The organism is Levilactobacillus enshiensis (assembly GCF_007115095.1).
GTDB classification, from domain to species: Bacteria; Bacillota; Bacilli; order Lactobacillales; family Lactobacillaceae; genus Levilactobacillus; species Levilactobacillus enshiensis.
Window position 1 is genome coordinate 1 of record NZ_SULH01000005.1, and the last position, 21,155, is coordinate 21,155.

Sequence of the window (21,155 nt, forward strand, 5' to 3'; positions counted from 1 at the left end):
GAAGCGGCTTTACCGCGGTAGAATACCGTGGCAAAGCCGCTTAGACAGGACTCGAAAAATTATATTATTTTACCTGTCAACTTGACAGGGACTAGTACATTCTCTTCTGAAACAGCTGATTTCATTTTTTACCATTATCATGTCGAAACGTGCACCACCAGGCAGTTTGTTGCGCTTAACCCGAGAACAGAAATTATGCCAAGAACAGGCATAACCCCTGTTCTCACGTTAATGCTCGCAAACTAACCGCCTTATGGCCCACTCTCATTTGTAGTCACCTTATTTGGTATAATAAAGGTACTTATACGCAATCTTCATGCTTGCACCGGAAAGGAGGCCCCCCACATGGCCCAACTTGAGTACCCCTATCAAGATGCTTTCAACCGCCAGTTAGCTGACCGTAGTATGGCCGCGGCCACCCGTGATGAATACACGGCCACCCTCAAAGATTTCTTCAAATACCTAGAAAACTTTAATCCAACCTATCAGCGGGACCACCGTGTGAATCAACTGCAAACAGCTGACGTGCAACAGTATCTAGCCATGTTGGTCGACTCACGGCAAATTCAAAATCAAACTTACAATAAAATCTTGTCACACTTGAACGTCTACTTTAAGTTTCTGTTTTCGCACAACTGGACGCCCTATTTGCCCACCTTGGACCTGAAAAGTAAGCCCAAGCAGGCGGCCCAACCCCTTAACTATCGCTGGGTCGACCACCTGGATGACCTGCTGGCAGATCCACGGCTCCATTACTACACCCGCTTGACCCTCCTGCTCATTTCGCAGGGCTACCCCGTGCAGGTCTTCCTCCAACCCGATTTCACGGTCAAGCTCACCACCACGGAATGGCCCCCGACCGCTCAGAAATTTCTGACTGATTTTCGCCAATTCATCACACCACTTCAAGATCGTTTTCAATGTGGAGACTGGTTCTTGAAACAGCGCGCGGCGGCCGACCCCCACTTAACGTTACCTGGCCTTCACAAGTACCTCAAGCCGGATGAAGCCATCGTCGAGTTTTCGCTCAGTCCAACCGTTTTATACCAAGGTTATTTAGTTAACTATCTGCGACGTCACCCGCAAAAGACCGACAAAGAGGTCATTGCTAACCTACATTTAGAACCAGATTCCATCGATTATTATCGCCGATTAGCACAACGTGCAGACTAAATTCATTTAATCCCCTATACTATACTTAAAACGATCTCATTGGGGGAATTTTTATGTTTAAGAAATGGCGGCTCTGGGGGAGCTGTCTGTTGTTGATTGCACTGATTGCGGGCGCGGTGGCCTGGACGCAAAGTCGACCAAGTCACGTTCAGACGGCTCCCGCCACAACTAATCACGTTGCTCAGAGTAGTCGACATACCGACGCCACGACCACGCTCGCTGAAAAGCCGTGGACTAAGTTGAAACAGCCTTTGAAACTACCGATTCTGATGTACCACAGCATCTCAACGGGCAATCAGCTCCGCGTGCCCTTGCAACAATTTGACCAAGAAATGACCTACCTGAAACGCCATCACTATCGCACACTGACAACAGCCGAGGCGATTCGGGCTTTGACGACGAACACCGTGCCCCAAAAGAAGGTTGTCTGGGTCACGTTAGACGATGCGTACCGGGACAATCTTAAGATTTTACCCGTTCTCCGCAAAAATCGCCAACACGTCACCATTAACGCCATCACGGGATTTACCACTAAAAGTAATCACCTGTCGCTGGCTGCTATGCGGCGCATGCGTGACACTGGCCGCGTGGACTTTGCCAGCCACACGGTACGCCACCTCGACCTGACGACCCTTTCTGCGAAGCAACAACGTGCGGAACTCGACGATTCCAAGACCTGGCTGGATACCACGTTCGATCAAGACACGCGGTTACTGTGCTACCCGGCCGGTCGAAATAACGAGACCACGCGTCGATTGGCGAAGCAGACGGGCTACACGCTGGCGCTGACCACCCAAGAGGGCGTGGCCGAACTGAGTCAGGGACGCTATAGTTTGAAACGGCTACGGATCGCGCCTAAGATGAGTCTGGCCGCCTTTGCGAGTGTGGTAAACGTTAAAAATCGCTAATCATTAAAACTAACCAACGTGTCGCTTGTGAAACAATCCAATTAAAAACAGCGTCAGAATCGGTCGAGATTTGACCCCATTCTGACGCTGTTTTGTTATCGCCCTTATTTAGCCTGTCCCAAGATAAATCCTGGTCGCTGAAAGGCCGGATCTGGGTAATCGTAAAACCCGTGGCCCGTTTCCACGCCCACCTTGCCTTGATCAAGCAGTGCCGTCTTCATCTTTTCTGCCGCTGCGGCCAAGTCAGCATGGCCGGGTGTCGCGCCCACGTCCTTAAAGATATTGTACGCAGTGCGCAGACCAACGACATCGAGCATGCCAAACGGTCCAATGGGAGCCTTGGTCGACAACATCCACGTTCGGTCGATGGTGGCAACGTCAGCAACGTCCTTTGTCCACAAGACCAGTGCCGCACCCACAAATGGAATCAGCAACGTGTTCAACACATAAGCCGGTTGTTCCTTCTTCAGTTCGACCGTAATCATCCCGATACGTTTCGCAAAATCCACGATGGTTGCATAAACTTCTGGATCGGTCCCAGCGTGCCCCATGATTTCTGCCATATTATTTTTCCACACGTGATTGACGAAGTGCAGGGCTAAGAATTTTTGTGGTCGCCCCGTCACTTCTGCGAATTGACTAGGGAGAAACGACGATGTGTTCGTGGTAAAGATCGTCTTGCTGGGCGCCACCTGTGCAAGTTGTTCGTACAAACTACGCTTGATGGCCACCACTTCCGGCACTGCTTCAATCACCAAGTCGGCATCGGCCACCGCGGCAGCCAAGTCGGTGCTGTAGCTCAGTCGTTCGTGGGTCGCATCAATGGCGGCCGGTGTTGCCTGCAGGTCCCGCACGTATGCCTGATCCCAGGTGGTCACCCGTTCCCGAGCTGCCGCAATCGCTGTTGCATTGATATCATAGATGGTAACGGTAAACCCCTTAAACGCCGTTTGATAAGCAATTTGACTACCCAACGTGCCACCGCCAGCAACCACAACCCGCTTAATTCTCATCTGAAACACTCCTCTCTAAACTCTGAGCATCACGTTTATTACGCCATGAGTTTAGCGAAAAACGTTTGACAAGTGAACGAATTCAACCGAATAGGTTAATTGAATGCGCAAAAAGATAAGTCAGGTCGTTATTTACTTGACTTATCTTTTTAATGGCGCAATCGGCGTTTATTTGTAAGCGGTTCCTATTGCTTCATATCAACCTTCGCCGTACAATGAAGTTAGTTAAACTGGTCACAAGGAGGTCTTTCAAATGGGGAGCGTTGCCACGTTAGCCACCTGGTCGTTCATGTTGATCTTGATTGGTGCGGAAATTGTGCGGGGAATCTTTATGTTTAAAGGTTAAACCTAAATGGGTGTCTCCTGAAAGGCAGTTACTGACGTTCGCCGAAAGTAACTGTCTATTTTGATGCCATGGATTGGCACTGCCGGATATGCCGTTGTCATACGAAAGCCCATGATGACGGGTAGCGACCTTCGTTTTAACCAACCGACTTTTTACTTATCGTCACCATCACGTTTTTTCAATTCGCGTGTTCCCCTATCCCCCCACGTCTAACTAGGGTAAACTGGGGAAAGGAACCTTTTCTAATCAGCTACTGACTAGTTGAAATGTGGCTGAAAACCAGTTGATTAGTCCCACACATAGTCGTCACTGTTTTTTACATAAAAGGAGTTTAATAATCTATGCTTTTAGTCGCACTATTTGGCACCCTCACAGCGCTGGGCATGACCATTTTGGCCAGTATCCAACGGCCCGATTGCTGGCAACTGCTGGTTGGGACCTACGTGATCTTTTACTTGATCGCGCTGGTCATCGACTTCGTTAGCCTCCCCAGCAAGGCCCTCTACAGTTTAATCACCATGAACCTGATCTATGGGGTCTGCTACCTCCCCTTGCTGGTCATTAGTAACCCGCAAGCCAAGGTCGAGGGCAAACGCAACGCGAACTCACCGTTCAACCTTCGGCTACCACGCTTAAACTTTGGTACTAAAATTGCCGACTGGGTGTTGGCTATTTTAGTCGTGCTCGGTCTATTTGGCTCGCTGCAAACTCGCTTCGGCGTCAAAGCTGTCTACAACTCCTTAAAGGTCAAGACGGTCAAGACTGCTCCGCTGCTAGATAAGTCTGCGACCCCCATCGCGATTGCCCCCGAGACCGTACGGAACAAGATGAACAAGGCCATGAGTACCGTGCCGAACACGTCTTACTACAAATTAGGCGCGCTTCAAACACAGGTCGTCAAGGGGAAGACCGTCTACATTGCCCCCGTCGAATTCGATGGTTTTTGGCGTTGGCAACGGGCTCGGAATACCCCTGGCTACTTCATCATTGACGCCACAAACGTCAACGCCGAACCACATTTCGTGAAGCAATCAATGAAATACACGCCCAGCGCCTACCTGTTCGACGACGCCCAGCGGGTCATTTACAACCGGTTCCCCAGCTGGGTCCAGGAAGGGCAGCCACAGTTGGAAGTCAACGATCAAGGCGAACCCTACTTCATTCAGACCGTCTATAAGGCTCGCGGCATCTCCAAACGAATCAATTACCGTAGCCTCCATGTCGTCGTTTTAAACGCCAAGACGGGGGCCACGAAACTCTACACGGCTGCTGGTGCACCCGCATTTATTAACGAATCGATTGCCTCATCGACCGCTGCAGAAATGAATGAGATCTTCGGTCGCTATGGGAATGGTTTCTTCAATGCCTACTTCAATAAGACCGGCGTTAAGTTGCCTAATAGTAACGGGACTGAGGATGGCGTTACCCCCGTCGCCGATAAACACGGTAATATTTCCTACTTCAATGACTTTACGTCGCCCAAGACCAGTGCCGACTCGACGATGGGCTACTCCATGATCAATGCGCGGACTGGCACCCTGACCTACTACACTGGTAAGAACATCGGGGTCATGGACAGTGACGGGGCCAAGAAGATTGCCGAGAAGGAGTACGTCGCCCAGAAATGGTCCGCAACGATGCCAATCATGTACAACATTGATGGTACGCCGACCTGGGTCGTTTCCCTCCTCGACTCCACGGGTGCCTTCCGGAGCTACGCCTACATCAAGGCGGCCGACCAAAGTGTTAAGGCCTATGCCACGACAGCGGCGCAAGCTCTCGACCAATACCGGGTTCAGCTGGCAGCAGCCGGCTCCACCGCGAGTTCAACGGCAACCAAATTGACCAAGGTCAGTGGGACCGTCTCACGGGTCGCCATCGTTCCCAACGGCAGCACCCAAAGCGTCCTCTTTGCCTTGAAGAACAACGACGTCCTCTGGTCAGTCGGCACCGGCGACTACCCGAAGGCGGCGCTCCTAGAGTCTGGCGATAAAGTTAAAATGACCGCTAATGTGAATAAACAGGCCAAGACTGGAACCGTTCAGTCATTTACGAACGAGTCGTTCAAATAAGTCGAATCAGATTCGATCAACGTTGGCTGCTAGCTTTCAACAAAAATGACACTCTCCTTTAATTGGAAAGTGCCTTTTTTTGACCCGAAAAAAAGACATCAATGACCGTCATCATGATGCCCCCTTACATCCAGCTAGGTTGGTCGCCGGCAGTGCCCGCCTTGTCTAAGCCAACGCTAGCATTTTGAAATGTGTCCGGCGCCTGGATCACGTTAAAGGCAAAGTCGGCGACACTTTGACGAGACACCTCGGTCCCCTTGAAGCCCTCAGCCACCGTCAACGTTTCGTAATCGACTTCATCGTTATTCGTCAACCAAGCTGGCCGAATTTCGGTAAAGGTCACGCCGGATTTAGCAACCAAGTCAGCCGTTTTCCGGAAGGCTGGCAGATAGGCGCCAATCATGCGCTCGTTCCATTCGCCAAACTTACCGCGAACTTCATTCTGAGCCCCCAGTGAACTGATATAGATCAACCGTTGCTTATTCGTCTGGTGCATGGCATCGATCACGCTCTGGATCTGAACGTCGAGGTCCTGACCACCCAAGTTAGAGTAAATGATGTCAGCATCAGCCATCGCCCCAGCAACTGTTGCTGTGTCGTTCACATCCCCCTCGACCAACGTGACCCGGTCGTTGTTCGCGTATTGATTCAACCGCGCAGTATCCCGTAGAAATAGGGTCAACGTCACATCCGTTTCGTTCAATAACCGGTCCGTCAAGATACGGGCCATGGCACCATGAGCACCGAGAATCATAATTTTAGTCATTTTGTAAACTTCCTCCAGTTCATTTTGTCTAACAACCGATTCAAGTATCAACCATCACTGTCATCTAGGAGCTAACACCTATTTTTGTACGTTCAACCTTTCGTTAAGTATACTTCGCTGTTGACCGTTGGCAAACAGGCGATCTTGGTTTCCAAACGCGCTAGCGACTCCTGAAGATGATCAATTTGGCCACGTAGCTCGCCAGCCTGGGCCGTCAAGATTTGTCGTTGCCCCGCAGCCGACTTTTCCGTCTGGAGTTGCTTGATTTCTTCAATCGTCACGCCACACGCACGCAGGTCTAAAATCGCCTTGATCTGCACAATATCCGCACTCGTGTAATCACGCATGCCGCTGAGTCGCGCGACCGGGGCCATAATGCCGACCTGCTCATAATAACGCAACGTCCACGCGCTGGTTTGTAGCCGCTTGGCGGCCTCATTGATCTTCATTTGGCTTCCTCCCTACCTTCTAAAATGGCAAAATTTCGACGGTCGCCGACTGTGGCCCTGCTTGTAACATGGGCTGAACGTAGGCACTATGCCCATATTTTTGGCGATAACCAGCGTCGATCTTCGCCGTCAATGCTGGGTCACCCGTGACCGAGCGAAAACGGACCTTAAAATTACAACCGTCCAAGTGCACCCGCCCGGCACGTTGTCTGACCGCCGATTGATACCACGACGACCGTTGACCGTTCCAGGCGCGGACGTAGAGATGTTCATCGACGACCACGGACCAGATCCAAGTTGGCGTACCGTAAGTCTTGCCATCACTGTAAAATGGTGAGATGCGTAGGTCATCGGCTGTGGCGAAGGTTCGTAGTCGTTGCGCTGTCCATTTTTCCATGTGGCCCCTTCCTTTCTGCTGTTATCTACAGGTTCCATCTTATGGCTTGACTTTTAATATGTCGAATGCTTAGATTAAATCAAATGGTATACAAATTAGCTATAGGAGATGCTGACGATGGAATTACGGGTCTTACGTTACTTTTTGATGGTCGTTCAGGAGAAGAATATTAGTAAGGCCGCAGACCGGCTTCACGTCTCGCAACCCACCGTTTCCCGGCAGCTGAAGGAGCTGGAAACTGAGTTGGGAACCGTTCTCTTTGCGCGCGGCAACCGGACCATTCAGCTCACACCAGATGGCGACTATTTCGCCAATCAAGCCAAACAGATTCTATCTTTGACCGATAAAACGCTGACCAACATCCATCAAGAACAGGACATCAGTGGGTCCGTTTTCGTGGGGAGTGCCGAGACCCGCAGCATGTTGACCGTGGCACAAGCCATTGGTCACCTGAACCAGGAACATCCCCACGTCCAGATTAACTTGGTCAGTACCGATGCCAATGAGACTTATCAGCAGTTAAGCTCAGGCGTCTTCGACTTTGGGGTCGTCATGGAACCCACCGACAAGACCGACTACAACTTTTTGCGCTTGCCCGGTGAAAGCCGCTGGGGATTATTGGTCCAAAGTCGCTCACCATTAGCGCAACAAGCCACGGTGAGCCTCGAGGATGTCGCCCAGACCAAGCTTATTTTGCCGCAACAAGGTGGTAGTCGCCGGATTCATGACCTGTTCGGCTTGGAATGGGATGATTTGACGGTCACGGCGACCTATAACCTGCTGTATAACGCGTCCCTGCTGGTCTCAGCCGGTGTCGGCAACGCATTGGGTCTAGACGGCATCATCAACACCAACCAATCCGACCTCGCCTTTGTCCCGTTGGCGCCCCGCGCCTCGTCTGGTTCCAGCCTGATCTGGTTGAAGGGCCAACGTCTGTCAGTGGCCGCACAAGCCCTGCTGGAGCAGATTCGCGCCGAATTGACCCCCACTGAAAATTAAATCAGGGAGTAAAAAAATCGGCTTTTTCAGGACCTCTAAGATCCTGAAAAAACCGATTTGCGTGATGTCGCATTCGTTGCGCATATGACAGTAGCGGCTAACCGCCAAATAGCCGTCAAGTGTTTCCCCCACCAGGCTTATTTTCTTAACCCTTGTCTTCAGGTGCCCCTTTCACGCGCCGCAGCACTCTGGCTGGCGAACCCACGACAATAACATTCGCCGGCACGTCCTTAGTCACAACGGCGCCGGCACCAACGATCGCATTTTCGCCAACCGTCACCCCCGGCAGGATCATGGCATTGGCGCCGACCCAAGCGTTCTTTTCAATGTGCACTGCTCGTCCGTAAACGTCACGACGGTGCGCCGGGTCTTCGACGTGATTGATTGTAATCAGGGACGCACCGGGCCCAATCAGTGCCCCGTCCGCCAAATAAATGCCGCCAAGATCCACGAACATCACACCCTGATTCACGTAGACATTTTCACCAATAAAAATATGTGGCCCAAAGTCACTGTGAAGCGGCGCATTGATTTCAGCTGATTCTGGGATCTGATACCCGACCACCTGACTGAGGGTTGCCCGGCGTTGCGCATTGGTTTGATCCCGGTCATTGAATTTTTGGAGTAACGTCTGTGTCCGCTGGACGGTCTGATCAATGAGTTCAAAGTCCGCCCCCGTGAAATCTAACGGCTTCCCGGATAGAGCTCGTTGAAAAATTGCTGGTTCAGTCATGATTGTTGCCTCCTTTTACTACTACCCGTCAGTATAGGAAGCTGATTGAAATATATCCAATACTTAAGTTAAATCATTATCTATAACTTTTAAACATACTTCACGATACAAAACACAAAGAAACCCAACCGACACGGGGGGATGTCGGCTGGGTTTCTTTGTGATAGATTATCTGAGTTAGTTCAACTTGTTTTGACTACGTTACAAAATCCGTGATTTAACTTTTCATTTAACGTTGAAAATTTGTGTCGTCCGCTGCCAATGGCCCCACGAGTTCGTGGGGGACATAGGGTTCCTCTAGGTACTGAACATCCTCAGGACTGAGCGTCAACTCTAACGCCTTCACGGCCCCTAACAGGTGTGAGATCTTCGTTGCGCCGATGATCGGTGCCGTCACGGTCGGCTTTTGCAGCAACCAGGCTAAGGCGACCTGAACGCGGTCGACACCGTATTTGTCAGCAACTTCACCGACCCGTTGAATGATGGGAAGGTCTAACTGCTTACTGTCATCATATTTGGACCGAGCAACCTTATCCGTTGCGTAACGCTTGGTCTCGCCGGCCCAATCACGGGTCAATCGGCCAGAAGCCAACGGACTGTATGGCGTGACTGCAATATCTTGATCCGCACACAGCGGCAACATTTCCCGTTCTTCCTCGCGGTACAGTAGGTTTAAATGGTTCTGCATGGAGACAAACTGCGTCCATCCATGGGCTGCCGCAACGGCCTGCGCCTTTTCAAACTGCCAGGCGAACATTGCGGAAGCTCCAATGTAACGCACTTTTCCGGACTTCACCACGTCGTTTAAGGCCGCCATCGTCTCTTCGATTGGGGTCGTGTAGTCCCACCGATGGATGATGTAGAGGTCGACGTAGTCCGTTTGCAGGCGCTGCAAGCTTTGGTCGATCTGTGAAAAAATGGCCTTGCGTGAGAGACCGGCAACATTGGGGGCTTGGTTCGGTGTAAAGAATACTTTGGTGGCCAACACAATTTCATCGCGGTTAGCGAACTTCTTGAGGGCTTGACCGACGAATCGCTCGCTGTCCCCGTGTGAATAGATATTCGCAGTGTCAAAGAAATTGATGCCCAGGTCTAAGGCCTTTTGGATGACCTGTTCACTGTGTGCTTCATCGACGGCCCAGGGAAACATTCCCGTAGACGCGTTACCAAACCCCATTGTGCCTAGGCACAGACGTGAGACATCTAATCCCGTATGCCCTAATTTCACGTAATCCATAATCCTTGGTGCTTCCTTTCTAGTCGCCTACCGGATGCCAACCATTCGCGTCACTCAACCGATTCAAGAACGCCATGTCCTTGTCGTTGATTTCGAAATCAAGTTGGGCGTTGGCTTCAACGTGGGCCATGGCCCGAGCCTTTGGTAGTGGTGCGACGCCATTTTGAATGACGAAACGCAAGGCTAGTTGTGGAATGGACACGCCGTAATTTCCAGCGACCCGTTCCAGTTCTGGACTGTCGACCAAGCCACCAGTTGCCAGTGGTGAGTAAGCTTGCACGACGATGTGATTAGCTTCGGCCGTCTTCACGATGGAGTCCTGCGTGTGACCCACGTAGTACTGAATCTGATCGACAGCGGGGGTAACCGTTAATCCATCCCAAGTTAACAGGTTTTCCAGGTCATGTGAGTTAAAGTTGGACACGCCAACGGCTTTAGCCCGGCCACTCTGATAAATGTCTTGCATGGCCCGCCAAACATCGCGGTTTTCGGCATCGTGGTTGGAGCCCATTTGTGCCCAAGGCCATGGGGCATGAATAATGTAAGAATCAACATAGTCGAGGTTCAATGCGGCCAAACTACTGTCAAAGTCGGCCAGCGCTTCATCGTAAGTCTTCGATTCAGCCGGCAGCTTCGTTTGGACAAAGATGTCTTCGCGCGCAACGTCGCTGGCAGCAATGGCTTCACCCACACTCTGTTCGTTCTGGTAGGCCTTAGCCGTATCAATAAAGCGGTACCCCGCCTTCAAGGCATTGCTGACGGCATCGTAAGTTTCCTTGCCGGGGCGCGTCTGCCAGGTCCCAAACCCAACCTTAGGCATCTTCAATCCGTTATTTAAGTCAAACGTCTCTGTAATTGTTGGCATGTGTTCATCCTCCTTAATTGCTTATGGGTCTGAGTATAATACCTTCGTGTAAGACGAAGGCAAGGGGGAAGTTGTCTTTTTTTGGAATTAAATTTTTCATTGCTGACTGTCGACTTATCATGTTTAGCCCACGCTCCAATCATCATTCGCTTCTCAGGACGCAGGTGGTCCCCACAGCCGCCGGAATCTCTGGCAGCCGCAGGTGACATCGCCAACTACCCATGTGGTATCCATCATTGTCAGCTAAGAACTAACGTCGGTTTTAGTCGATAATTAAATCTTGTGGTCGAACCTCTCGATAAAGCGAAAACGCCCCGTCCAGATTGACCACGTCGAAGCCATTTTGTCGCAGGATTCGTTCGGCAATGTAACTCCGTTGACCACTGAAACAGCTGACCACATACGGTTGCTGTGGGTCTAGCTCATCCAAGCGGTCACGCAGCTGGTCCAACGGCAGGTTCAGGCTATCAGGGAAGCGACCATCCGTGCGTAACTCATCTGGATTGCGCACGTCCAACAGTTGTTTCCCTGCTGCTAAGGCCGCCGGTAGTTCATGCCACTGAATGGACTTGCTGAGACCCATTGCTAAGTTTTCCGCCGCATAACCCAACATGTTCACGGGATCCTTGGCCGACCCAAATGGTGGCGCATAAGTCAATTCCAGTTCTGGCAGGTCATCGATTGTGAGACCTCCCTTGATAGCGGTCGCCAACACGTCGATTCGCTTGTCGACACCCTGAGCGCCAACTCCTTGTGCGCCGTAGATTTTTCCCGTTTGCGGATTAAATACCAGCTTGAGCGTTATTGGTGTGCCGTTTGGAAAATAGCTGGCGTGGTTTTGCCCCCGAACGTGCACGACCTGATAGGCCAATTGTTCCTGTTGAACCTGGTGCTCGCTCAGACCCGTTGTTGCTGCTGTTAACTCGAAGGTCCGAACAATAGCGGTTCCCAGACTGCCACGGTTAGGATGGTCAATCCCCATCACGTTGTCGGCGACCTGCCGTCCTTGCCGGTTAGCCGGTGACGCCAAGGGAATCAATGTGGGGTGACCTGTGACCTGCTGCCGAACTAAAATGGCATCCCCCACGGCATAAATATTGGGGTCACTAGTTTGGTAATGTTGGTCGACCACGATGCCATCGTGCCAGCCTAGATCTAAACCAGCCGCCTTGGCCAGGCCACTGGCCGGCTGCACACCGACCGCTAAGATGGTCAGATCCGTAGCCACCTGCGTACCATCAGTTAATACCGCCACCTGACCGTCAGCCGTAAAGGCCTTGACTGCTCGATTGTTCAAAATATGAACGCCATGCCGAGTTAATTCGTTTTGAACCATCGCCGCCATCTCTTCGTCCAATGGGGGTAACAGGTGGGGCGCGCGTTCAACGATGGTTACGTCTAGCCCACGCTGAACCAAACTTTCGGCAACCTCTAACCCAATAAAACCACCACCGACAAGCAATGCCCGTTTCGTCGTTGCTTCATTAACGGCTGTCATGATTCGGTCAAGGTCAGGAATCGTATGAAGCGTAAAAATGGATTGGGCCGTCGCCAGTCCGGGTAACTCAGGAACGATTGGTCGCGACCCCGGCACCAAAATCAGTCGATCGTAATGGTCGGTCACAATTTCTCCCGCATGACGAACATCCACTGTCTTTTCAGTCGGATGAATGGCGAGCACCTCGTGGTTCGGTTGCACGTTCAAGTTAAACCGTTGCCGTAACTTAGCCGCCGTCTGAACGATCAAGTCGTCGCGGTCGGCAATTTCACCAGAGAGATGAAACGGCAAGCCACAGTTCGCAAATGACACGTATGGACCCTTTTCGTAAACGGTAATCTCAGCCTGCTCGTCCAATCGGCGTAAGCGAGTCGCCGCCGACATACCACCAGCAACGCCACCAATAATGATAATTTTCATTTTGACGTCCTCCTTTATGCCCCCGCGGGTATTCTTAGGGCTAGTATACCAATTTTCACCCGGCACCTTCTATTATTTTCGCACCGCCGTTCAGCTTAGGAATTTGAAATTGACCTGCTAAACTAAGTCTTGATCACCCCTTGTTGATTCTGTAACCGGTTTCCGTTGTGTTTCCCCGCCCGGCCGTCTACAATTAATGTAACTAAAGCATAAGCGGTTGAAAGATAAAATTCAGGCCTCATCTCAGTACGGGTAAGTAGTTGCACCGTTAAATTAGGCTAAATTGGGCGCACTCCGGCTGCCAGGGATTCCGCCTGCTGTGGGGACACTTCAGACTGGGGAAACACCAGTCTTCTCGCTCGATTTGAAGCCACGAAAACCACGTGTCTCCAAAGTCGCCCGTGCTGTAAGCTGGCTCACCAGCTAACAGCACCTTCACGGCCGGCTCCATCCCTGACCTCCTCCGGCGCTGACTGTGTTTTATCACGACAACAGCTGTAAAGAACGATTACGTAACCTTTTTCGGTCCACTTGATCACGACAATTGTAGTTAGTCTCAGTGTCGTCTGAAAACACAATGTAAGCCGAGAGGTCGGCAGATATGGGCTCAGGCGCGTCGTTCTACTTAGTCAGTAAGTGAATTTTCTTACTGGCTTAGTAGAAAACCAAGCTTGTAGACTCGTGTTCTTTCGAGGCTTCAAGTTGTGTTCGCACCGATCCAGCCCATATCTGCCGGCCGGTAAGGCGACCAGACCACCAAGTTGCCTACTTTTAAGGCCACTGTTGTTGGTAGAACAGGCATGAACCATACTTTGGAACTTTCAATTTTTAGTTAATGTCATACTTAAGGGTGGTCGAACCATTCCACCACAGAATAGGAGTGCCGATATGGCTTACATAGAAGTTAAACATGAAACTCGCAAATTCATTCAAGGTGACCAGGAGACCATCGCCAACCACGATATTTCCTTTACCGTTGAACAGGGGCAAGTCGTTACGATTCTTGGTCCCAGTGGTGCCGGGAAATCCACCTTACTCAATATTCTCGGCGGCATGGACAGCCCCACTAGCGGTCAGGTCCTAATTGACGGTAAAGATATTGCCCAATTGAACGCGAAACAGCTGACCACGTACCGGCGGCAAGACGTCGGATTCGTTTTCCAGTTCTATAATCTTGTCCCCAATCTGACGGCCAAGGAAAACGTCGAACTGGCCTCCCAAATTACCAGTGATGCCCGCGACGTTACCGAAACACTGGCACTGGTCGGTTTGGCGCAACGGGCTGGCAACTTTCCGGCGCAACTCTCCGGTGGTGAACAGCAGCGGGTCGCCATTGCCAGAGCCATCGCGAAGAACCCGAAACTCCTATTGTGTGACGAACCCACTGGCGCACTGGACTACCAAACGGGAAAACAGGTCCTGCAGGTCATCCAGGACGGCGCCCGTCAGACCAATATGACCGTCATTATCGTGACCCACAATGGGGCGATTGCCAAAATGGGCGACCAGATTATTCATATCAACGATGCCCGCGTCCAGTCGATTCAGCAGAATCCACACCCCACGCCAATTTCTGCGATTGAATGGTAGGTGGCCCTCATGACAAAATCATTTTGGAAAGTCCTTTTTCGCGAAATCGGCCACTCCAAGGCGCGCTTCTTCTCGATCATGCTGATCATCTTCCTCGGTGTTGCTTTCTATACTGGAATTCGGGCAACCGGTCCCGACATGTCACAGGCCGCGACCGATTACTACGCCCAACAAAAGTTGGCGACCAACAGCATTCAATCTACGGCTGGCCTGACCCAGAGTGACCTCACCGTTTTACACCAACATCGACAGCAGCTCACCTATCAAGCCGTCAACTACTTAGATATCAATCAATTAAACAATAACCAAGTCGTACGCGTCGCCGAACTCCCAGCGACCCAAAAGTTAAATCGGGTCGCCATCGTCAGCGGGCGCCTGCCCCAGAAAGCCAATGAAATCGTCTTGGACCAACAAGCTCGAACGCTACAGCCCAAGCTCAAGCTGGGCATGACCTACCGGATTGCGACGACTAGTCAGCGCAACCGACAATTCACCCGCCGGACCTTTAAGATCGTCGGCTTCGTCAACTCGCCACGCTACGTGGAGACGACTGACCGGGGCGTCACAACTGTCGGCAAGGGAACGCTGGATTACTTTGCGCTCGTCAAGCCCGGAACGCTGACCACCAAGGTTGCCAGCCGCATCGACGTTGGCTTCAAGAATCTGCGTCACGTGACCCCCTACACGGCCAAATATAACCGCATCAACCGTGAGAACACGGCTAAACTCAAGCGTTGGTTGCGGCCACAAGCAGCTAAACGTCAAGCCCAGTTACAGCGCCAGGCCCGTGCGCAATTGGCCCCCCAAGTCACCCAGGTTCAGCAATTGACCGGACAACTCCCAGCCAATTCACCCATCCTCCAAAAGGCACAGGCCAAAATCAAACAGGCACAAGCAAAGATCAATGCGATTGGTCAGCCGACTTATCTGTACACGAGTCGTGCGGCCAACCCCGGCTATAGTGAATATCATGACAATACCCAGCGCGTTGTGGCCTTATCCACGGTCTTTCCGCTCTTCTTTATCGCCATCGCCGCATTGATCTGTTTAACGACGATGACCCGGATGGTGGCCGAACTCCGCATTCAAATGGGGACGCTGAAAGCCCTGGGCTACAGCAATACCGTGATTGGGAGTGAATTTCTACTCTATGGTGGTCTCGCGAGCTTGCTTGGTACTTTAGTCGGTGTAGGATTTGGGGTCAACTTCTTCCCCCGCTTTATCGCCCAAGCCTACGGAACGATGTACAATCTGCCGCCGATTTCTGCACAATACATTTGGCCGGATATTCTGATTGCCCTGCTGATCGCGCTGATCTGCACCATGGGAAGTGCCCTCATCGTTTTGCGGGTCGACCTGCGTAGTTCGCCAGCGACCTTGATGTTGCCCAAGGCCCCCAAGGCCGGCAAGACGCTGTGGCTAGAACATTGGCACGGTCTCTGGAACCGACTAAACTTCAATCATAAGGTCACGCTACGAAACCTCTTTCGTTATAAACAGCGCCTGTTAATGACGGTGCTGGGCATTGCCGGTTGTATGGCGATGATGATCACCGGTTTTGGCCTCAAGGATTCCATCGGTGACATTAGTCTCAAACAATTCAATCAACTCTGGCACTACGACGCCATCGTCGTCCGTAACGGCACGCAGACGACGCAACAGCGCCGCGCCTTACACGCAGAGAAGCTCTATCACAACGACTTGGTGCTCAAGCAAGCGCAGGTGTCCGTTGAAAAATCCGGTGTGGCCGACCAAACCGCTACTCTAAGCGTTCCTCAGCACCCCCAACAGCTCAAGAAATTCGTGGTGCTCCGCGACCGCCAGACGCATCGGACTTACCAATTGAATAATCGGGGCGCCATCATCGACGAAAAGCTCGCTAAGCTCTACCACGTTAAGGTGGGGGATCAGCTCCCTATCAAATTAGGGAACCGCCCAACCAAAGATGTGCGCGTGGCGGCCATTGCCGAGAACTACATGGACCATTTCATCTACCTCTCGCCCACTTACTATCATCATCTATTTGACCAGCGCCCCACCTACAATGGTAACCTGGTCCAGTTCAACGCTCATCAACAGCAACAGGAGAACACGTTTGCCAACAATCTGCTGAAACACACGGGCATGTTGAACGTTACCCTCCTCAGCACGCAAAAGAAAACTAGCCGCCAAATGCTCGCTAGTATGAATCTGGTGGTCTTGATCTTCGTCGTTGCGGCTGGGGCCTTGGCTCTCGTGGTCCTCTACAACCTGACGAACATCAACGTTTCCGAACGGATTCGTGAGTTGTCGACCATTAAGGTCCTCGGCTTTTATGATGGTGAGGTCACCATGTATATCTTCCGAGAAAATCTGATTTTAACCCTCATGGGAATCGTGGTGGGCTGTTTCTTCGGCGATTGGCTCCACACCTACATTCTGCAGACGGCCGAAACCAACAACCTCATGTTCTCACCGGGGATTCATCCCCTCAGTTACGTCTACGCGGCCGTCTTGACCTTGGCCTTTAGCCTGTTCGTCATGTTCTTCATGCACCGTAAATTGAAGCGGATAAACATGCTCGATGCCCTCCAATCCGTTGATTAGCCGGGATTCGCGTATGCCGACCAATCACTGGTAGACTACTCAATTTAGCCTAGTTTAATGGCGCGACTACTTATCAATGCTGGGGCAACACCGGCATGCCCACTTAAAAGTTAAAAAAGGCGTTATCTGGTCTTCCTTTGAAAACGAGATAACGCTTTTTGATTGCCATAACGCTCTTTAAATTAGAATTAAGTGCATCACGCCAATTAATTTGTGGTTAAATAAGTTATGTAAACCGTTTCAAATTACATCTTTCGGAGGGGAATCATTCATCATGAAAAAAGCAGCACTACTCACGGTTTTAGCCGCAGCTGCCCTGTCTGTCGGGGGAACCACGACGTTAGCTCAGGCCAAGACGTATACGCAACACGGAAACGCATTAGCCAACTATAACGTCAACCGGTACAAGACCGTTAAGAACCAAAATATGTTTGTCCCACGTTACGCATTTAAACAGAGTTACAGCTACATTTTCCAAACGGCACCGACTAGTATCAGTAGCACTAAGGGAAAGCAAGTCACGTTTAAATCCAACGTCTTTCTGCCCGTCACGTACAACAAATCCGCTGACTGGGGCAACCCGCAAAGCGAGGTCCTGTCTAAGGATGGCAACACACTCTACGAACTGATTACGACTAGTAGTCAGAGTACCCGTGGTCGGATCGTACGCTACAACCTTGGCGCGCTACGGAGCAAGTTTGGCATCAGTACGAGTCATATGGATGCTTTACGCCGGGCAACGTATGACCACTCTGTCGGTAAGATGACCAGCACCGACAAGGCCATTATGGCTGACATCAAAATCGGACCAATCTTCAACACCGGGCATGGACAATCGCTGGCCATGAATCCTAAGAACGGTCAACTCTGGTTCATTGGTAAGCCCGTGGCCGTGAAGACCAACGTGCAACAGGTCTCCACGAGCTCCCTAAAACCCGTTAAGCAGATCAACTTCACTTTGAAGAGCACCGTCACCATGGGGTCCAACTTGACGTTTGATAAGAACGGAAATGCCTACTTCTTCACCTACTCTAACGGTGGCTGGTCACCTAAGGGCGCAGTTAAGATCTACAAGGGGAAGATCAACAGTAAGTCCGTTAAGTTCCACCTGATTATGCAAGGCCTGCGTTACCGTCCGGGAACCAAACCCCAGTCAATGGCCTACAACCAGAAGCGTAATCGGTTATACTTCGTCTCCGACAGTAGTATCTCTTCTGTCCCCGTCTCTAAGTTAGGCAAATTGACCCCAAGTCAAGTCGAAGCCACGAACCTCAACGGGCAACGTGAATTCGAGGGTATCCAGTTTACCGCCAACGGTGCGGGCTACCTGCTCGTCAACAAGGGTGCTGAACTCATGCAGACGACACGCAACAATTTCTAAGACTTTTTCACAAGACGCCATCCCCGTTAAATTGCGGGCTGGCGCCTTTTTTTGCCAAATTGGGCTACCGAAAAACTGCTCAATTGACCACCACAATGTTATACTTGCCCCGAGGCGAGCTAGAACCCGCCTGAGAAACACACCATAACTCAATCTCCAACAAGGGGAACGTTCATACCGGTCGTGCGGTAGGAACGTTCCCCTTGCTAATTTTTCGGCCCATATGACGACTGTACACACCGGATCTCACCTAACCGTAAACGACGATAGCGCCCGGACGCTAATCGCATGATGATCTGGTCATCACTGATGCCACAAACGATGCCATCTACCAGCTTGAGGACTTGATCATCATCCATAACGTTAAGCTGGAGATGCACCGTTTTTTGGGCGTGCCAAGCCGCCGCCAATTTTTGACTCACTTCCGCAATGTCTTGTTCTGGCAAAGGGGCCTCCACCTGTTCTGCCGCATGCATTTTAGCTAATGCACTGGTGTGATCAGACAGGTAAAAGCCGCCCCACTTCAACATCCCGCGGTCCTGATAATCCCGCTGAAAGAACGCCGTTGCTAGCGTATCATCCGGTAGTCGTTTTAAGTGCACTGCCCCTCACTTCCTTACCGAATCCACCGCTGACTCTCTGGCCAGCGAACGTGACCAAAATCAATGAAGTTTAGTGTCAGCTCGGTCTGTTGCCGCACCCCATTGATAACCCGTTCCAAAACTGTTAAATCCGTCGTCTTCAGACTGTGTAACGGAATCGACCGTTCCCGATGATTTTGGCGCTTGATGTCCAAAAAGAAGTTGAACTCCGAGCCGTACTGGTTGTTGACCACGTCAATACGGTACTGACAGTGCCACTGCGGGGTAAAGTAATCCTGCAGGCGACTGCCGATCAACTTGGCTTCCTGCTCACAATCAATCAAAGCTATTCCCCCCATTGTGGCCACCGACTAACGCTGCTCGACGGACCATCGTTCCCCCCGGCATTAAGCTACTAGCCGGAATAACTGCCGTCTTACCAAAACGATCGCGCAATTCATCAATGACGCGATCAAACTGGTCATTTTTTATCTGCCGCTGGGGATCCTGAAACAAACTTAATTGCAATTGCTGGCTTGCGCTCAGTCGCGATAGCCCGACCCCAATATTGCGAACTAGCTGCCCTTCCCAATGCTCACGAAACAGAGCTAGCAGCGTCGCAATAATCGTTTGTGCGTTGTCAGTCGGATTGATCCGCCGCGTATGATTCATCCCACTACGACCATCGCCGGACTTGCCATCCCAAGCAAATCCGACACTCAAACTGACGCAAGCCGCCTGTTGCCGATGATGCCGCATCCGTGAGGTGACCTGTTGACCGATCTCCCAAATAACCAGTTCGATTTCACGCTGCACGCTATAGTTCCGTGGCAACACTTGTGAATTGCTCCAACTCTTTTCCTTAACTGGTCGCAGGTCGTGGAGCTGACTGCGGTCGATTCCCCAGGCCAGTGCAAAGAGTTGGTCGCCCATGATTCCCATCTCTTGATGAAGCTCATAGGGATTGATCTTGGCAAGGTCGCCTATGCTGTGAATCCCTAGCCGCTGTAAATGGGCAGCCGTCCGATGACCAATACTCCAAACTTTCTTCAGGTTCGTGATTGGCCAAATTTTCTCCGGAAACGTCTCATAGGTCAGCCGACCAATCAGCTCATGATCATGCTTGGCCTGTAGGTCTAACGCGAGCTTAGCCTGAACCGGGTTCTCACCAATGCCGACCGTTGTATAAAGTCCCAATTCACGACGAATCCGCAACTGAATCGTCCGGGCCACCGCTTCTGGTGTCTCCCCAAATAATCGCCAGGAGTGCGTCATGTCCAAGATCGACTCATCGATGGAGTACGGAAAACAGTCTGCATCGGCGACAAATTGCCGAAAAATACGGTTAACGGCTAAATTCATTTGGATATAGTGATTCATCCGTGGTGGCACCACTAAGATTCGGGGGTCGTCTGGTACTTCATATTGGCGGGACACGTTACTAATGCCAAACAACTTCTTAGCCATCGGTGATGCTGCTAAAACCAACCCACTCCCCGTGTTGTCGGCCTCAGACATGACCACGATCACCGATTTCAGTGGGTTCAAGCCTCGCGTCACACTCTCAACACTGGCATAAAACGATTTGTTATCAATCATGAAAAATAGTCCGTGCGGTTCCTGCCGATAATCCATCATGACGACCCCCTTCTAGCTGTTACGTTTATTATACGAACACTTGTTCGAGATTGCAAGACAATCTTTAATTTAAGTTTTTTTATGCCACGATGATTACTTTTAGTCTCACATTTTGCCGCTATTTACATTTTTTGAGTGTCTAGAAAAACCCGTCACTCCTTAAACTAACTTTCCCTTGGGTATTGGTTGCTATTACAAGTCGTTCATTAAGTAAACCCCTTACTTAACAAAACGATTAGGTTCGCTTTTGCCCACGTTACGTGTTAGAATGTACTTGTGAAGTTAGCCCTAGTCAACTAGCTTCCTCAACTTAGAACATCAAGATCAGCCCGACCGTCACTTAAACGCGGTCGAGCTGGTTTTGTCTTCTAGACTTTCATTTTGCCTGAATTTATTAAGGTTACAGGCAACTAAATTTGTTACAATTTTGTAACTTACATATTTTGACGTTTCAACCCGCTAACCGATTGTACGGGAAATGAGAAAAGGGGCGAACTGCCCTT

General features: G+C 50.9%; 18 protein-coding genes. 7 read left to right on the top strand and 11 right to left on the bottom strand.

Translation table 11 applies throughout. The features are described 5' to 3' along the window. Positions 1 to 345 precede the first annotated feature (345 nt). Together FAY32_RS06120 and FAY32_RS06125 are read left to right on the top strand one after the other, a co-directional pair. On the top strand, positions 346 to 1,173 hold the full coding sequence (locus FAY32_RS06120) for a site-specific integrase (RefSeq protein WP_143462580.1): 828 nt from the start codon (positions 346 to 348) through the stop codon (positions 1,171 to 1,173). Between the two features lie 53 nt (positions 1,174 to 1,226). Continuing rightward, the gene (locus tag FAY32_RS06125) at positions 1,227 to 2,081 is read left to right on the top strand and encodes a polysaccharide deacetylase family protein (RefSeq protein ID WP_143462581.1); all 855 of its coding nucleotides are present in this window, start codon (positions 1,227 to 1,229) and stop codon (positions 2,079 to 2,081) included. A 104-nt stretch (positions 2,082 to 2,185) separates the two neighbouring features. On the opposite strand, the gene FAY32_RS06130 is transcribed toward FAY32_RS06125, so the two are convergent. After that, entirely contained in the window at positions 2,186 to 3,094 is a 909-nt protein-coding gene (locus FAY32_RS06130; protein WP_143462582.1) for a 3-hydroxyacyl-CoA dehydrogenase, read from the bottom strand. 687 nt (positions 3,095 to 3,781) lie between these two features. On the opposite strand from FAY32_RS06130, the gene FAY32_RS06135 reads away from it, so the two are divergent. Further along, complete coding sequence (locus FAY32_RS06135; RefSeq protein WP_143462583.1) at positions 3,782 to 5,512, top strand: hypothetical protein; 1,731 nt, start codon at positions 3,782 to 3,784, stop codon at positions 5,510 to 5,512. A gap of 124 nt (positions 5,513 to 5,636) precedes the next feature. Here FAY32_RS06135 and FAY32_RS06140 read toward each other — a convergent pair whose 3' ends face one another. The 3 genes from FAY32_RS06140 to FAY32_RS06150 form a co-directional block, all read right to left on the bottom strand. Continuing rightward, a complete protein-coding gene (locus FAY32_RS06140) occupies positions 5,637 to 6,278 on the bottom strand; it encodes an NAD(P)H-binding protein (RefSeq protein WP_143462584.1) in 642 nt (213 codons plus the stop codon). A gap of 92 nt (positions 6,279 to 6,370) precedes the next feature. Then, a complete protein-coding gene (locus FAY32_RS06145) occupies positions 6,371 to 6,727 on the bottom strand; it encodes a MerR family transcriptional regulator (protein ID WP_143462585.1) in 357 nt (118 codons plus the stop codon). Between the two features lie 19 nt (positions 6,728 to 6,746). Continuing rightward, the gene (locus FAY32_RS06150) at positions 6,747 to 7,124 is read right to left on the bottom strand and encodes a DUF2255 family protein (RefSeq protein WP_143462586.1); all 378 of its coding nucleotides are present in this window, start codon (positions 7,122 to 7,124) and stop codon (positions 6,747 to 6,749) included. Between the two features lie 117 nt (positions 7,125 to 7,241). Between FAY32_RS06150 and FAY32_RS06155 the strand changes: the two genes are divergently transcribed. Next, entirely contained in the window at positions 7,242 to 8,123 is an 882-nt protein-coding gene (locus FAY32_RS06155; RefSeq protein WP_143462587.1) for a LysR family transcriptional regulator, read from the top strand. A gap of 145 nt (positions 8,124 to 8,268) precedes the next feature. Here the strand turns inward: FAY32_RS06155 and FAY32_RS06160 are convergent, their stop codons facing one another. The 4 genes from FAY32_RS06160 to FAY32_RS06175 all read right to left on the bottom strand — a co-directional run bounded on the left by FAY32_RS06160 (position 8,269) and on the right by FAY32_RS06175 (position 12,876). Then, positions 8,269 to 8,856, bottom strand: coding sequence for a sugar O-acetyltransferase (locus FAY32_RS06160; RefSeq protein ID WP_143462588.1), 588 nt, complete (start codon positions 8,854 to 8,856; stop codon positions 8,269 to 8,271). A 229-nt stretch (positions 8,857 to 9,085) separates the two neighbouring features. Next, on the bottom strand, positions 9,086 to 10,093 hold the full coding sequence (locus tag FAY32_RS06165; RefSeq protein WP_143462589.1) for an aldo/keto reductase: 1,008 nt from the start codon (positions 10,091 to 10,093) through the stop codon (positions 9,086 to 9,088). A 19-nt stretch (positions 10,094 to 10,112) separates the two neighbouring features. Then, complete coding sequence (locus tag FAY32_RS06170) at positions 10,113 to 10,958, bottom strand: aldo/keto reductase (protein ID WP_143462590.1); 846 nt, start codon at positions 10,956 to 10,958, stop codon at positions 10,113 to 10,115. Between the two features lie 262 nt (positions 10,959 to 11,220). Further along, on the bottom strand, positions 11,221 to 12,876 hold the full coding sequence (locus FAY32_RS06175) for an FAD-dependent oxidoreductase (protein ID WP_143462591.1): 1,656 nt from the start codon (positions 12,874 to 12,876) through the stop codon (positions 11,221 to 11,223). 888 nt (positions 12,877 to 13,764) lie between these two features. On the opposite strand from FAY32_RS06175, the gene FAY32_RS06180 reads away from it, so the two are divergent. The 3 genes from FAY32_RS06180 (at position 13,765) to FAY32_RS06190 (ending at position 18,433) form a co-directional block, all read left to right on the top strand. Beyond that, entirely contained in the window at positions 13,765 to 14,466 is a 702-nt protein-coding gene (locus FAY32_RS06180) for an ABC transporter ATP-binding protein (RefSeq protein ID WP_143462592.1), read from the top strand. Positions 14,467 to 14,475: 9 nt separating this feature from the next. Beyond that, positions 14,476 to 17,052: an FtsX-like permease family protein gene (locus tag FAY32_RS06185; protein WP_143462593.1), complete on the top strand. Its 2,577-nt coding sequence runs from the start codon at positions 14,476 to 14,478 to the stop codon at positions 17,050 to 17,052. Positions 17,053 to 17,326: 274 nt separating this feature from the next. Continuing rightward, on the top strand, positions 17,327 to 18,433 hold the full coding sequence (locus tag FAY32_RS06190) for a hypothetical protein (RefSeq protein ID WP_143462594.1): 1,107 nt from the start codon (positions 17,327 to 17,329) through the stop codon (positions 18,431 to 18,433). Positions 18,434 to 18,639: 206 nt separating this feature from the next. Here FAY32_RS06190 and FAY32_RS06195 read toward each other — a convergent pair whose 3' ends face one another. From FAY32_RS06195 to FAY32_RS06205, 3 genes are read right to left on the bottom strand one after another with little or no spacing between them, the layout of a single operon-like run. After that, positions 18,640 to 19,035, bottom strand: a complete 396-nt coding sequence (locus FAY32_RS06195; RefSeq protein WP_143462595.1) for a hypothetical protein — start codon at positions 19,033 to 19,035, stop codon at positions 18,640 to 18,642. A 14-nt stretch (positions 19,036 to 19,049) separates the two neighbouring features. Next, on the bottom strand, positions 19,050 to 19,358 hold the full coding sequence (locus FAY32_RS06200) for a hypothetical protein (RefSeq protein ID WP_143462596.1): 309 nt from the start codon (positions 19,356 to 19,358) through the stop codon (positions 19,050 to 19,052). Beyond that, positions 19,351 to 20,649, bottom strand: coding sequence for a Y-family DNA polymerase (locus FAY32_RS06205; protein ID WP_143462597.1), 1,299 nt, complete (start codon positions 20,647 to 20,649; stop codon positions 19,351 to 19,353). Before FAY32_RS06205 ends, FAY32_RS06200 begins: the two co-directional genes overlap by 8 nt. Positions 20,650 to 21,155: the final 506 nt, after the last annotated feature.

Excerpts from the sequence above, each read along its gene's own strand:
- FAY32_RS06145 (WP_143462585.1), bottom strand. The coding sequence starts at position 6,727 with ATGAAGATCAATGAGGCCGCCAAGCGGCTACAAACCAGCGCGTGGACG.
- FAY32_RS06120 (WP_143462580.1), top strand. The coding sequence starts at position 346 with ATGGCCCAACTTGAGTACCCCTATCAAGATGCTTTCAACCGCCAGTTA.
- FAY32_RS06180 (WP_143462592.1), top strand. The coding sequence starts at position 13,765 with ATGGCTTACATAGAAGTTAAACATGAAACTCGCAAATTCATTCAAGGT.
- FAY32_RS06170 (WP_143462590.1), bottom strand. The coding sequence starts at position 10,958 with ATGCCAACAATTACAGAGACGTTTGACTTAAATAACGGATTGAAGATG.
- FAY32_RS06130 (WP_143462582.1), bottom strand. The coding sequence starts at position 3,094 with ATGAGAATTAAGCGGGTTGTGGTTGCTGGCGGTGGCACGTTGGGTAGT.
- FAY32_RS06185 (WP_143462593.1), top strand. The coding sequence starts at position 14,476 with ATGACAAAATCATTTTGGAAAGTCCTTTTTCGCGAAATCGGCCACTCC.
- FAY32_RS06150 (WP_143462586.1), bottom strand. The coding sequence starts at position 7,124 with ATGGAAAAATGGACAGCGCAACGACTACGAACCTTCGCCACAGCCGAT.
- FAY32_RS06165 (WP_143462589.1), bottom strand. The coding sequence starts at position 10,093 with ATGGATTACGTGAAATTAGGGCATACGGGATTAGATGTCTCACGTCTG.
- FAY32_RS06160 (WP_143462588.1), bottom strand. The coding sequence starts at position 8,856 with ATGACTGAACCAGCAATTTTTCAACGAGCTCTATCCGGGAAGCCGTTA.
- FAY32_RS06190 (WP_143462594.1), top strand. The coding sequence starts at position 17,327 with ATGAAAAAAGCAGCACTACTCACGGTTTTAGCCGCAGCTGCCCTGTCT.
- FAY32_RS06135 (WP_143462583.1), top strand. The coding sequence starts at position 3,782 with ATGCTTTTAGTCGCACTATTTGGCACCCTCACAGCGCTGGGCATGACC.
- FAY32_RS06175 (WP_143462591.1), bottom strand. The coding sequence starts at position 12,876 with ATGAAAATTATCATTATTGGTGGCGTTGCTGGTGGTATGTCGGCGGCG.
- FAY32_RS06155 (WP_143462587.1), top strand. The coding sequence starts at position 7,242 with ATGGAATTACGGGTCTTACGTTACTTTTTGATGGTCGTTCAGGAGAAG.
- FAY32_RS06140 (WP_143462584.1), bottom strand. The coding sequence starts at position 6,278 with ATGACTAAAATTATGATTCTCGGTGCTCATGGTGCCATGGCCCGTATC.
- FAY32_RS06205 (WP_143462597.1), bottom strand. The coding sequence starts at position 20,649 with ATGGATTATCGGCAGGAACCGCACGGACTATTTTTCATGATTGATAAC.
- FAY32_RS06125 (WP_143462581.1), top strand. The coding sequence starts at position 1,227 with ATGTTTAAGAAATGGCGGCTCTGGGGGAGCTGTCTGTTGTTGATTGCA.